Annotated in this window: 13 protein-coding genes; all 13 read right to left on the reverse strand. The window is 63.6% G+C overall.

Annotated features, from left to right (window positions below; genetic code table 11):
* Nucleotides 1–41 precede the first annotated feature (41 nt).
* On the reverse strand, nt 42–563 hold the full coding sequence (gene uraD, locus BWP39_RS01465; RefSeq protein WP_096716599.1) for a 2-oxo-4-hydroxy-4-carboxy-5-ureidoimidazoline decarboxylase: 522 nt from the start codon (nt 561–563) through the stop codon (nt 42–44).
* Entirely contained in the window at nt 560–1,510 is a 951-nt protein-coding gene (gene puuE / locus BWP39_RS01470) for an allantoinase PuuE (RefSeq protein ID WP_096716600.1), read from the reverse strand. Before puuE ends, uraD begins: the two co-directional genes overlap by 4 nt.
* A gap of 155 nt (nt 1,511–1,665) precedes the next feature.
* Nucleotides 1,666–2,511, reverse strand: coding sequence for an aspartate/glutamate racemase family protein (locus BWP39_RS01475; RefSeq protein WP_207556527.1), 846 nt, complete (start codon nt 2,509–2,511; stop codon nt 1,666–1,668).
* A gap of 13 nt (nt 2,512–2,524) precedes the next feature.
* The gene (locus BWP39_RS01480) at nt 2,525–4,018 is read right to left on the reverse strand and encodes an NCS1 family nucleobase:cation symporter-1 (RefSeq protein WP_096716601.1); all 1,494 of its coding nucleotides are present in this window, start codon (nt 4,016–4,018) and stop codon (nt 2,525–2,527) included.
* Between the two features lie 309 nt (nt 4,019–4,327).
* Complete coding sequence (locus BWP39_RS01485) at nt 4,328–5,044, reverse strand: GntR family transcriptional regulator (protein ID WP_096716602.1); 717 nt, start codon at nt 5,042–5,044, stop codon at nt 4,328–4,330.
* Nucleotides 5,045–5,412: 368 nt separating this feature from the next.
* A complete protein-coding gene (ldcA, locus tag BWP39_RS01490; protein ID WP_096716603.1) occupies nt 5,413–6,339 on the reverse strand; it encodes a muramoyltetrapeptide carboxypeptidase in 927 nt (308 codons plus the stop codon).
* A 24-nt stretch (nt 6,340–6,363) separates the two neighbouring features.
* Nucleotides 6,364–6,951, reverse strand: a complete 588-nt coding sequence (tadA, locus tag BWP39_RS01495) for a tRNA adenosine(34) deaminase TadA (protein ID WP_235851362.1) — start codon at nt 6,949–6,951, stop codon at nt 6,364–6,366.
* Between the two features lie 104 nt (nt 6,952–7,055).
* Nucleotides 7,056–7,463: a DnaJ family domain-containing protein gene (locus BWP39_RS01500; RefSeq protein WP_096716605.1), complete on the reverse strand. Its 408-nt coding sequence runs from the start codon at nt 7,461–7,463 to the stop codon at nt 7,056–7,058.
* A gap of 446 nt (nt 7,464–7,909) precedes the next feature.
* Complete coding sequence (locus BWP39_RS01510; protein WP_096716607.1) at nt 7,910–8,521, reverse strand: 2'-5' RNA ligase family protein; 612 nt, start codon at nt 8,519–8,521, stop codon at nt 7,910–7,912.
* Nucleotides 8,522–8,575: 54 nt separating this feature from the next.
* Complete coding sequence (locus BWP39_RS01515) at nt 8,576–9,403, reverse strand: alpha/beta hydrolase (RefSeq protein WP_096716731.1); 828 nt, start codon at nt 9,401–9,403, stop codon at nt 8,576–8,578.
* 57 nt (nt 9,404–9,460) lie between these two features.
* Entirely contained in the window at nt 9,461–11,143 is a 1,683-nt protein-coding gene (locus BWP39_RS01520; RefSeq protein ID WP_170043819.1) for a tetratricopeptide repeat protein, read from the reverse strand.
* Nucleotides 11,144–11,382: 239 nt separating this feature from the next.
* Nucleotides 11,383–11,811, reverse strand: coding sequence for an ACT domain-containing protein (locus BWP39_RS01525; RefSeq protein ID WP_096716609.1), 429 nt, complete (start codon nt 11,809–11,811; stop codon nt 11,383–11,385).
* 29 nt (nt 11,812–11,840) lie between these two features.
* Nucleotides 11,841–12,437, reverse strand: coding sequence for a DJ-1/PfpI family protein (locus tag BWP39_RS01530; protein ID WP_096716732.1), 597 nt, complete (start codon nt 12,435–12,437; stop codon nt 11,841–11,843).
* Nucleotides 12,438–12,456 lie beyond the last annotated feature (19 nt).

Genomic DNA, 12,456 nt, shown 5'->3' on the forward strand with positions numbered 1-12,456 from the left:
CAATGTCGGGTCATGCGTGTGCGGTGCGTGACGCTCAGGATCTACGCTTCGATCAGATCGTCGAGCCTGAAGCGCGCGATCCGGTAGATCTGGTCGAGGCTCGCGCGCAATTCTTCGGCACGGGTGTGACTCACGCGCGCTTCGAAGTTCGCGATGATGCCGTGACGGTCATAGCCACGCACCGCGAGAATGAACGGAAAACCGAACTTCTCGCGATACGCCGTGTTCAGGCTCACCAGCCGCGCGAATTCTTCGCGCGTGCATTGATCGAGTCCGGCGCCGCTCTGTTCTCGCGTCGACTCTTCCGTCAGCTCGCCGCGCACCGCCGCCTTGCCGGCCAGCTCCGGGTGGGCGTTGATTAGTGCGAGCTGGATCGCTTCGTCGGCGCTTTCGACTGCATGCGTCATGGTCGCGTGCAGCGCGTCGATGCTCGCAAACGGCCGCGCGCCAGCGGCAACTTCGGCCACCCACGGCGAATGCTCGAAGATGCCGGACAGCGCCGCGACGAACGCGTCGGTTGAACTGTGATTGAGCTGGTCGAGTGTGTAATGCATCGCCTTCATGCCGCGGCCCCGCGGGAAAGGGGTTGATAAGGATGATGATCGCGCCAGTGCCGCGCGATATCCACGCGCCGTGTCACCCACACACGATCATGCTGTTCGATGTGATCGAGAAACCGCTGTAGCGCGCGGAATCGCCCTGGGCGACCGAGTAACCGGCAATGCATGCCGATCGACAGCATCTTCGGTGCTTCATCGCCCTCTTCGTAGAGCACGTCGAACGCGTCGCGCAGATAGGTGAAGAAATGATCCGCGGTATTGAAGCCCTGTGGTGAGGCGAAACGCATGTCGTTGGTATCGAGCGTGTACGGCACGATCAGTTGCGGTACGTTGACGCCGCCTGTCACTTCGACGTCGAGCCAGAACGGCAGGTCGTCGCCATAGTTGTCCGAGTCGTACAGGAAGCCACCGTATTCGGCGACGAGCCGGCGCGTATTCGGACTGTCGCGGCCGGTGTACCAGCCGAGCGGCCGTTCGCCGGTCACGCGCTCGATCGCTTCCATGCCGAGCCGCATGTGTTCCGCTTCGCGCTCAGGCGACATGTCCTGATAGTGAATCCAGCGGTACCCATGACACGCAATCTCATGCCCAAGCTCGACGAACGCGCGTGCGAGTTCCGGATGCCGCTCGATCGCCATGCCAACGCCGAACACAGTGAGCGGCAGGCTGCGTTCTTCGAATTCGCGCAGGATGCGCCACACGCCGGCGCGCGATCCGTATTCGTAGATCGACTCCATGCTCATATGCCGCGACGGATAGGCCGCCGCACCGACGATCTCCGACAGAAACTGTTCCGACGCCGGATCGCCGTGCAGCACGCAGTTCTCGCCGCCCTCTTCGTAGTTCAGTACGAACTGCACCGCGACGCGTGCGCGCCCCGGCCAGTTCGCCTGCACCGGATGGCGGCCGTAGCCGATCAGATCGCGCGGGTAATTCGAGTCGAATGACATGGTATGGACGAAAAGCGGTCTGGCGACGCAGTGAAAAGAGGCGTGGAACGCGGGATACCGACATGCATCCCCGACGTTCGAATACAGACGCCACGATGCAACGAGTGTAGCGAAAACGCCCGGATGCGCCCATACACACGGGCAGATAGTACGAGTCAGACCGGGTGTATGTGCGGCTGCCGCTGCGGCTCGGCGCCGGGTGCGGCTTCGCTCGCGTTTACCCGACCTGGTACGCCAGTTGGCCCGCTGGATGGCGCGCCGCCGGCCAGCCCAGGGCTGAAGCGCTCGAATTCACCGTCGTAGCGTTTCGGTAGCGGCCGCGCATAGTCACCGCGTTTGGCGGTCGCGAGGCGCAGCGCAACCAGCGCCTCGACCCATTTCACCGCCGCCGTCACGCCTTCGATCACCGGCGCGCCCAGCGCATCCTCGATTTCCGCGCACAGCTCAGCCATCCCCGCGCAGCCGAGCACGATCGCGTCCGAGCCGTCTTCATCGAGCGCGCGGCGACATTCGTCGAGAATGATCGCGCGTGCCGCCGAGCCGGGCCGGTCGAGATCGAGCACGGCGACGTCGGTGGCGCGTACGTTGCGGCAAAAGCGCGTCATGCCGTAACGCTCGGCGAGATGCCATGCCATGCCGCGCGTACGGGCCAACGTCGTCACTACCGAAAACCCCGGCGCGAGCACGCTCGCCGCGTGCATCGCCGCTTCCGCGATGCCGATCACGGGGCCGCGCGCCAGTTCGCGTGCGGCGTAGAGACCGGGATCGCCGAAGCACGCGATCACGTAGCCGTCGCAGCCTTCGCGCTCGCCCGCAGCGATTTCGGCGAGTAGCCCCGGCGTGGCGAGCGCCTCGTCGTAGTAGCCTTCGATCGATGGCGGGCCCATCGGCGGGCTCACGGCGATCAGCTCCGTGCCGGGCGCGACGACCTCGCGTGCACAACGCGCCATCGCGTCGGTCATGCGCCACGTCGTGTTCGGATTGATCAGTTTGATACGCATGTCTGCTCCTGCTTCAGTTGCGCGTGAACATCATGTAGAACCCCGCGCCGAGTGCCGCGCCAATAAACCACGAGAAATTCGCGAGCGCGTTCAGTCCCGGCACCAGCACACAGACAATCGCAATCACCGCTGCCGGCAACAAAGCCGCGACCGCCTTGTAGTTCACACCGCCGCGATACCAGTAGCTACCCGATTCGGACACGGTGTACAGATCGTCGAGCACGATCTTCTGCCGTTTCACCAGGTAGAAGTCGATGATCAGCACGCCGTACAGCGGCCCGATGAAACTGCCCAGCACGTCGAGCGTGTAGTGAATCACCTCGGGGTTGTTGAACAGGTTCCACGGTGTGATGAAGATTGACGCGACCGCGGCGAGCATGCCGCCCGCGCGCCAGCTAATCAGCCGCGGCGCAACGTTCGAGAAATCGAATGCGGGCGACACGAAGTTCGCCACGATGTTGATGCCGATCGTCGCGATCGTGAACGTCAGCGCGCCGAGTATCACCGCAGTCGGATAGTCGATGCGGCCGACCGTTTCGACCGGATCGGTGATCAGTTCGCCGAACACCGGTAACGTGGCCGCCGTCGTGATCACCGTGACGAGCGAGAACGCGAGGAAGTTGACCGGCAAGCCCCAGAAATTGCCGCGCTGTACGCTGCGAAAGCTCTTGCCGTAGCGCGAGAAGTCGCCGAAGTTCAGCATCGGCCCCGAGAAATACGACACCACGAGCGAGATCGCCGTGATCATCACCGGCACGACTTCGAGCCCGTGATACTTGACGCTGCCCAGGTTGATACCGATGTTGCGCCAGCCCGCGCGCCACACCATGTAACCCGCGAGTATGAACATCACGATGTAGACGGCCGGGCCGGCGAAGTCGATGAACTTCTTGATCGTCTCCATGCCGTTCCAGAACACAAGCGCCTGCAGTACCCAGAGCAACATGAAGCCGGCCCAACCGATCGTCGACAGACCCATGAAGCCGTGGTGATGCACGTCCGCATACGGGATCAGTTGCGGGACAAACTTCAGCACCACGATGACGAGCGCACTCGACGCCAGATAGGTCTGAATGCCATACCACGCAACCGCAATCAAACCGCGGATCACCGCCGGAATATTCGCGCCGAGCACACCGAACGTCGCGCGGCACGCGACCGGATACGGCACGCCATTCTGCTGGCTCGGTCGCGCGATCAGGTTGCACAGCACATTGACGATCGTGATGCCGACCAGCAACGCGATCAGCACCTGCCAGCTCGTCAGACCGAGTGCGAACAGGCTGCCCGCAAACACATAACCGCCGACGCTATGCACGTCCGACATCCAGAACGCGAAGATGTTGTACGCGCTCCAGGTCTGATGCCGTAGTGGTGCGAGATCTTCGTTGTAGAGACGTTCGCTGTAGCCGGCGGGCAGCGGCGCGTCTGGCCTGGAACTGCCTTCATCGAATGCCGGCATTGCGGTGTTGGCAGGGTTACCCGGTGCTGCACTGAACTGAGCCATGACTCCTCCTTGAGATGGGACCGTCGATTGCGAATCGAAGGGCATTGCATCCTGCATGCCAGCGGCCGGGCCGCTATAGCCGGGGCTGCGCGCCTGCAGGCGCCGCGGGTGTCTCCGTACGTACTGGTTTTTATCGCTCCGGTATGAGCGCGGACTCATACCGGAGCGCGTTCGCCTGCGTCTGGGCTGGACGTGGGCGTCCCTCCACGCGATGGACAGCATGCTTCGCTGGCCATCGCACGGCGGTGGTCGTTCAGTTCGAATTCAGTGCGACGCGCACCACGCCTGAGCGTGGCTGCGCGGAGTGCTTCAGATTGGCGCGGGCTTTGCGCCTCGTGTGCCGAACACCTCGTGCAGATCGGCGGCGCCGCGCGCAGGACGATCCAGCATCTTCAACTCGACGCTTTGCAGGTGACGCGCCATCAGCGCGGTGGCTCCCTGCGTATGGCCGGCGTCGAGCGCGGCCAGAATGGCTTCGTGATCTTCGACCGAGCACGGGCTCTGACCGATCGATTCGTACAGCGCCGAGATCAACGTCGAGCGTGCAACAAGCCCGTTCAGGCAGTCGCACAGCACGGTGTTGCCCGTTAGCGCAGCCAACTCCGTGTGGAACTCACCCGACAGGCGGATCCACGCGGAGAAATCGCGTGTCTCGAACGCCTTGCGCTCACGGCCGATCATGCTGGCGATGCTCTTCAACCGGCGCGTGCCGTGCCCGGTGCAGATCCGCTCGACGACCGCCAGCTCGATGATGCGGCGCATCTCGAACACCTCGTGCACTTCCTGCAGCGACGGACTCGCGACAAACGCGCCACGGTTCGGCTCGAGATCGATGAGCCGGTCGGTCGCGAGCAGCGCAAGCGCCTGGCGCACCGGCCCGCGCTTGACGTCGAACACCTCACACAACTGCGCTTCGGTCAGCTTGGCGCCCGGCGCGAGCCGATGTTCGAGGATCGCGTCGCGAATGCGTTCGGCGATGGCCTCGGGCCGGTTACCTGCGGAAGAAGCTGAAGTTCGGTCGGACATGATGTGCGTTCCGTTATGGAGAGCATCTTAGGTTGGACATTAAAATTGTCAACAATTTTTGCTGTGGATGATTGACGATGTGGCCTGACTTGCCCCTGTCATCGTGGGAATATGCCATTTTTTAGGGGAAAATCCTGGTCATCGAGGTGCGGCGATCTGCCATTTCATCCGATATTTTGTTGACAATATTTTATGTGGATCGTGTTTCGACGAGCGAACACGTATGGGTTTTCAGCGGGCGGTTAGTTGCGGTGGAGAGGAGTTCGCGACGTGCGTTATCCACCGCTCTGCTCTCGCAGCGAATAGCGCACATCAGCGAATCACGAAGACGCGGACAGAGGGAAGCCGCCCTACCGCCAGCCACCCGTTCAGCCCAGATGCGGATAGTTCGAGACAGTAAGCTGGAAGCCGTGCGGGTCGGCGACGAGGTGCGCATCGGCGCCGAATGGCAGCGTCACGATGTCGGCGATGTGGCCGAATTGCAGCCCGGTGATCACCGGAATGCCGATGACTGATCTCACCTGCTCGATCATCGCGTGCAGGTCGTAGCCGTTGTCGGTATCGAAGGGTCTGGCACCGGAGAAGTCGCCCAGCAGCAACGCCTGCTGGTGCGCCAGGATGCCCGACAGATGCAACTGATAAATCATTCGCTCGAGGCGGAACGGCTGTTCGTTGACGTCCTCGATATAGAGAATGCCGCCCTGCACCGGCGGCATATACGGTGTGCCCACCAGCGACGTGAGCACCGCGAGATTGCCGCCCCATAGCATGCCGGTCACGTCGGCGGACTGCGCCTGATGGACGTCGCTCGTCACCGTGAAAGTCGGCTTTGTGAGCGCATTCCAGAAGTGCTGCATCGTGAATTCGCTCGGCGTTTCCGCGCCGAAATCGCTGAGGAGCATCGGCCCGGCAAACGTCTTCACCCCCGCACGCGCATAGAGCGCAAGCTGGATTGCGGTGAAATCGCTGTAGCCGACGAGCGCAACCGGTGCGTCACGCAAACGGCGCTGCAACCCGTCGTAATCGAGCCCGTGCAGGATGCGCGTCGCCCCGTAACCACCACGTACCGCGAGCACGATATCGGGCAACGGCCGCGAGGCATCGGCGAGGCGGTTCAGATCGGCGGCCCGTTCGCCGTCGGTGCCTGCAAAGCGCTGATAGCAGCGCTGCGTCGCATCCAGCCCTTCGATGTGATGTCCTTGCGCGCGCAACCTTTGCAGCGCGCGATCCACCGCCTGCGAGTCGTACGGGTAGCCGGAAGGCGCGATCAGCTCGATGGTGCGATGAACGGTCATGGGCAAAGAAGGTGAAAGGTTGCGTTAACGGTCGGCGGGATCGGCGGGTGGCGCGTCCGGCAAACCAGGAGACTGCGCTGCCGGGTTTTGAGCTGCCAGGACCGCCCGAGCCGCCCGCGCTTCGCGACTCGCGCGCCGCCGGTCGGCGAAGAAAGTCTTCAGCGCAGCACCGCACTCGTCCTCCATCACACCGCCAAGCACCTCGGTGTGGTGATTGAGCTGCGGATTCGCAAACGCATCGACGACGCTGCCGCACGCGCCCGTCTTCGGGTCGCGCGCACCGAACACCACGCGCGCGATGCGGGCGTGCATGATCGCGCCGGCGCACATCAGGCACGGTTCGAGGGTGACATAGAGTTCGCAGCCCGGCAGCCGGTAGTTTTGCAGTGCCTGCGCCGCGGCGCGCAACGCGTCCATCTCGGCATGCGCGGAAGGATCGTGACCGCCGATCGGATGATTGAAGCCCGTCGCTATTACTTCGTCGCCGCGCACGAGCACCGCACCGACGGGTACTTCGCCGGCCGCGCGCGCTTCTTCGGCGGCCGCCTGGGCTAGCGCCATGAAGCGGCGGTCGCGTTCGGAAACAAGGGGGGAAGAGACAGCAGGCGGCACCGCCGCCGGAACATCGCGGCTCGCATCGGGGGAAGTGGAAAGCAGGTTTTGTGTGGCGCCATCAGCGGCGTCATCAGCCGCGGAGCCCGGCGACTGCGGGGCGTTCACGCCATGCCCACTTCGCCGCTGCTACCCGGGTCGGCGGAAACCCGCTCCGACAGGCGTTCGGCGATACGCCGGCAGTATTCGCGCGGCAGCACCAGGGGGCCGCCGCGCAGCGATTCGAGCGCCATATCGAGCGCGAGCATCGGGGCCTGTAGAGGGCAACGGGCAGCGTTGTCGCCCGCGGCATCGAGTTCGTCGCGCAGATCGCAGAGCGCCCGCAACTGCTCGACGGCCGGCGGCACGAAGCCCGCGTTCTTCAGGATGCGGTTCGCGATACGGACCTCCTCCGGCACGAGCAGGTCGTCGTCGAGCGCGAGCGGCTCCCGGGCACGAGGCAAATCGTCGAACTCGCCACGCGCGGCTGCGGCGGCAATGCGCTGTTCGACTAACGCATCAAGCAATTTCATCGGTCATCCACTACGTTGCGGCTCGCGCATTTTATCAGGGAGCCGCCCCGCTGGGCGTCTGTGGCACCGTGCGCGGCCTCTAGCCCGGCGGTCATCCCCCGGAAAGCGTGGCCCGGCGGGCTGTCCAGGCCGTTCGGCACGTCGGTGAATAACCGCCGCAGGGCCGCAAACAGCCTGTAAACTCGCGAAATCGACCCGGCCTGCGGGCCTTGCAGAAGCTGTGGGCCATCAAGTAACGGAGGAACTCCAATGAAGCGGTTTTTCCGCCCAGCACTCGCGATAGCCGCCGTATCGGCCGCCCTCCTGCTCTCCGGATGCGGGGTTTTCTGCGGCGGCGCGGGCGGCAGCGGTGGTGGCTTCGCAGGCGGCTGTGGAACGGGCATGCGCTTCTGATCGATTGCGTCGACTGGGGGCGCAGTCCTCAGCCTGTGGACCACCTGCGGCCGCTAACGCGCAGGAAGTTCGTCGCCAAGCGTCCATTGACCCAACACCTCATGCCGCGAACGCCCCAGCAGGCTATGGATGAGAAAAAATTCCCGCACCGGCCAGCTGATTCTGTGCACAACTTGCCGCGCCACCGGCGGCGTGTCGTAGAGCAGCGTGACGTGTGGCGTGAAATTCGCGGTGCGTCTTTTCGCCTCGCTGAATCCGATCGCCGCCCCCAGCGATTCGCGAAACGCACCCAGCGCCGCAATGCCAGGCGCCGCGGGCGCGGCACGCAGCACCAGCGGCTTGTTGTCCGCACGGCGCGCAAAATACTCCACGCGATCGAACTCGACATCGAACGGCGCTGTGCCCGTGCCGACCTGCGCCGCGGCGAGACGCAACAAATCGACGATTTTTTGCGGTAGCCCGAAGTGATCGCCAAGCCAGAAGAGCGTGATGTGCAACCGGTCGCGGGCAATCGGTCTGCTCGTCAGCCCCGATGCGATCCGCAAGCGCTCGACCAGCCGCTCGATACGCGCAGCGGCTTCATCGTCGGGACGGATCGCGAAGAAGAGCCGGTCCGTCGGCCCCGGCAGATTGTCGAACCCGTCCAGCAAAAGCTGTGTCGCCACGACGTCTCCTCGATGTGTTCACACTACCGTATGTGTCTGGCGATGCCGCAATGATCAGATCGACATGACCTGTGCGAGCGCGTTCATCTGTACGCCGTCGGGCAACGCCAGATCGTCGAGCACCGAAAAATGCGTGCATGCCGATACCGGCAGATAGACCGCCTGCTCGCCGTGCATATTGCACGCGTGCGCATAGTCGCTCGAATGGCGCACGAGTTCCGGCAATTCGGCCGCGCCTACGCTCACCGTCATCGGTACGCCTTTACCGATGTGGCGCAGCGGGCTATACGCGGCAATTTCAATCGCAGTCAGTTGCAGCTTGTCGTTCAGCCACGACAGGCCGATCGGTTCGAGATCGACCAGCGCGCTAATCGGCATCGCGTAGCTGATCCCCGCATGCGCGCGATACAACGCGGCCAGTTGCCCACCCGCCGAATGCCCGCTCAGGCATACCGGGCGTCCACCGAAACCGGTAATGCCAGTGTCCGCTGCAAGCTGATCGAGCAGACGGCCGATCTCGTCGACGATCTGCGTCATCGAGGCGACGGGCGCCAGCGTGTATTCCACCAGCACGACATTAAAGCCACGACCGAGCGGCCCGCTCGCGATGAAGGCGAAGTCTTCCTTGGTGCAGTTCTGCCAGTAGCCGCCGTGAATGAAGACGAAGGTTGGCGCGTCGGGCCGGCCGCACGGCAGCCAGTCGAACCGTTGACGCGGCTGCGCGCCGTAGCAGATATCACGTTGACCGGGCACCGCGCGATAGAGCGCTTCGCTTTGCGCCTGAAATCGCGCCATCGTGCCAGGGAAATCGGCGGCGGCCTTGACGTTGTTGTAGGCCGTGTCGAGCGTGGCGCGGTCCATGCCGCGGTAAAGCGAAGTCATTTCGTGCGCCTCCGTGCGCAGGTCATCCGGCAATGCGTGCAAACGTCTTCATGCAGACTACTCATCGCGAGAACCCGCTTGTGCCTGCGCCACCCGGCTGCCGAGCGCCGCCACGACCTGCTGCACGACCTCGTCCCAGTCGCCGGGACGGCTCTGGCGAAACAGACGCAGCGCCTGCGGATACCACGGCGAATCGCTGCGCGGCTGCATCCAGCGCCAGTCGGTCCAGTACTTCGACAGCAGCACCCAGCACGGTTTGCCGAGCGCACCGGCCAGGTGAGCGACGGCCGTATCGACGGTGATGACCAGATCCAGTTGGGCGATCACGGCCGCCGTGTCCGCGAAGTCCGCAAGATCCGGCCCCACTGGAGTAAGCGGCAGATGCGCGGGCGCGCGAGCGGCTTCGTCCTCGGCCGCACCCTTCTGCAGGCTGATGAAACGCACACCCGGCACCGACCACAACGGCGCGAGCGTCGCAAGGCCCGGCAACGACCGGGCGTCGTCGTTCTGATGCCCCGTGAAGCCGCGCCAGACGAGCCCCACCTTGAAGCCCCCGGCGGGCAAACGGTCGCGCCAGCGCTCGAGTCGCGCCGGCGGGACATGCAGATACGGCAAAGATGCAGGGATCGTGTCGACCGTCGTACCGAGATGCATCGGCAGACTCATGAAGAACGACCAGTAGTCGTACGTCCGAGCCGGCTTGAGCGATGTCGTGACCTCGTCCACGCCATCGACCGTTGCGAGCAGTGTCGCGAGCGGCTCCGGGCAGATCAGCGCGAGATGCTGCACGCCTCGTGCCTTCAACAGCGGCGCATAGCGCGCGAACTGCAGATAGTCGCCGTAGCCCTGCTCCGGCCAGATCACAAGCGACTTGCCGGTCAGCGCCTGTCCCTGCCACTGCGGATAGTCGAGTTGCGGGATGTCGGTGCGCGACGTTCTGCCCACATGGTAGCGAAACTCACCATGCGGCCAGCCCTCCTCGTAGCGCCCCTGGCCGAGCAGCAGTATCGCGAGGTTCCAGTGGGCATCGGCGAAATCGGGCCTGCTATCGAGCGCCTCGCGGTACATCGTCTCGGCTTGTGCCGAACGCTCGAGCAATCTGAGCGCCGTGCCGAGATCGTTGCGCGCGGCGACATGCGTGGGTTCGAGCGCGAGTGTCTGGCGCAAGGCCGGTTCGGCTTCCTCGGGACGATCGGTGCGCAACATCAGCAGGCCGACGTTGTAGTGCGCGTGCACATAATGTGGATCGATTTCGAGCACCCGGCGATACGCCTCTTGCGCATCCGAAAACCGTTTGTCCCGCGTATAAATCGTGCCGAGATTGTTCAGTGCGCCAATCGCGTGCGGATCGATTTCGATTGCGCGAAGCAGCGCCGCTTCTGCTTCGGCGAACCGCTGACGCTCCATCAACACGTTGCCCAGGTTGTAGTGACCGGGCACGTGAAGAGGCGCAAGGTCGACGGCGCGGCGGCACATCGCCTCGGCTTCTTCGAGACGGCCTTGCTTCGCGACCAGATTGGCGAGATTGGCGAGATAGACAGCGTCTTCGCTCTGCGCGAGCGCCTGGCGTATCAATGCTTCGCCAGCGGCCGGGTCCCCTTCGTCGGCACGTATCAGGCCGAGCAGATGCAGCGCATCGGCGTGCTGAGGTTCGTGCGCGAGCACCTGGAGATAGCCGTCGGCGGCCTCCTGGAAACGGCCGGCCTGATGCGCGGCATAGGCGGACAGGAAAAGGGACATGAGTGAGGACGCGTGCGTATGCGTGTTGCTTCGATCAGGGGAGCATCGCCCGATGACGCTTTCGCGATCATGCGAACGGTGCAGCCATTCATCGACGTCGATATTTGCGGATGCGTGAAGTCTAGCAGCAGATGTGCGGCGTGTTACCCGGTGCCGCATATCCCGCAATTACAAACGTGATTGATCAAAGGCTGGATGAATCGGGTTCGCACGAGTGTTGCCCAAGATTGCGAGGCCAGTCAATTCGCGTCGGGTGTCGCTTTCTGCTGTGCCCGACGCTGCAAGCGGGACAACTGCGCCAGCGCCTGCGCCGCAGACTCGACGGGCACAAAAATATGATCGTGAAAGGCCGCTGCGACCACGTTGCAACTGATACCCGCGTCACCGAGTGCTTGCGCGAACGCTGCGGTTAGACCCACTGCGTGCAGGTCGGAATGCACCGTGAGCGTAATCCACGCTGCGCGAAACAGGACCGGTAGTCCTGCTCGTTGCGCCGCCGCTTCATCGACGATCAGCGTCAACCCCTCTTGCTCGCGGAATGTCGCGAGCGGAGCCAGATCGTTGATATCGGCATCGAAAGGAACTGACGAAAACACGTAAACGCCCTCGTTCAACTCAGGACGTATGGACGCGAGCAGCTTGTCGAGATCGGTGATGGGTTGGCTCAAAGGTTCCTCTGTTTGTCAGCTTGTCAGCTTTATAAATACGGGGAAATGTTCGCCAATGCGCGCTCCACGTAAGTCTCTTTTTCCCCGACCGGCGCGACATAGTGGATCGCACTGCGCGCCGCGTCGACACCTTCCAGTCGCGCGATGAACCAGGCGGCCAGATACTGCGATGACAGGCACCCGCCGGCGGTCGCCACATTTCCCTTCGCCACGAACGGCTGATTGAGCACGGCCACTCCCGCTTCCTCGACCCACGGCTTCGTGGTCACGTCCGTACAGGCTGGAACGTCGCCCAGCAAGCCGAGCTTCGCGAACATCAGCGTGCCGGAACACTGCGCACCGAGCAACTGGCGCGCCGGATCGAGTTTCAGTTGCGACATCAATGCCGTATCGGCGACGACTTCGCGAGTGCGTACGCCACTGCCAGCGAGCACCGCATCGGCGTCGCATGCCTCCTCTAGCGAGGCTTGCGCCTCGATCACCACGCCGTTCATCGAACGTACTCTGGCCGACGGGCTGGCGATCGAAACACGCCACCCAGGCTTCTTGACGCGATTCAGGATGTTCAGCGCGATCAGCGAATCGAGTTCGTTGAAGCCTTCGAAGGTCAGGATGGCGATATGCATGAGAACCTCGTGCGGATGG

The sequence above is a fragment of the Paraburkholderia acidicola genome, assembly GCF_002362315.1.
In the GTDB taxonomy this organism is placed as follows: Bacteria; Pseudomonadota; Gammaproteobacteria; order Burkholderiales; family Burkholderiaceae; genus Paraburkholderia; species Paraburkholderia acidicola.

What these genes read in the sequence shown, in the direction of transcription:
- uraD (WP_096716599.1), bottom strand. Translation starts at nt 563, where the DNA reads ATGAAGGCGATGCATTACACACTCGACCAGCTCAATCACAGTTCAACC.
- puuE (WP_096716600.1), bottom strand. Translation starts at nt 1,510, where the DNA reads ATGTCATTCGACTCGAATTACCCGCGCGATCTGATCGGCTACGGCCGC.
- BWP39_RS01475 (WP_207556527.1), bottom strand. Translation starts at nt 2,511, where the DNA reads ATGCGTATCAAACTGATCAATCCGAACACGACGTGGCGCATGACCGAC.
- BWP39_RS01480 (WP_096716601.1), bottom strand. Translation starts at nt 4,018, where the DNA reads ATGGCTCAGTTCAGTGCAGCACCGGGTAACCCTGCCAACACCGCAATG.
- BWP39_RS01485 (WP_096716602.1), bottom strand. Translation starts at nt 5,044, where the DNA reads ATGTCCGACCGAACTTCAGCTTCTTCCGCAGGTAACCGGCCCGAGGCC.
- ldcA (WP_096716603.1), bottom strand. Translation starts at nt 6,339, where the DNA reads ATGACCGTTCATCGCACCATCGAGCTGATCGCGCCTTCCGGCTACCCG.
- BWP39_RS01500 (WP_096716605.1), bottom strand. Translation starts at nt 7,463, where the DNA reads ATGAAATTGCTTGATGCGTTAGTCGAACAGCGCATTGCCGCCGCAGCC.
- BWP39_RS01515 (WP_096716731.1), bottom strand. Translation starts at nt 9,403, where the DNA reads ATGACTTCGCTTTACCGCGGCATGGACCGCGCCACGCTCGACACGGCC.
- BWP39_RS01520 (WP_170043819.1), bottom strand. Translation starts at nt 11,143, where the DNA reads ATGTCCCTTTTCCTGTCCGCCTATGCCGCGCATCAGGCCGGCCGTTTC.
- BWP39_RS01530 (WP_096716732.1), bottom strand. Translation starts at nt 12,437, where the DNA reads ATGCATATCGCCATCCTGACCTTCGAAGGCTTCAACGAACTCGATTCG.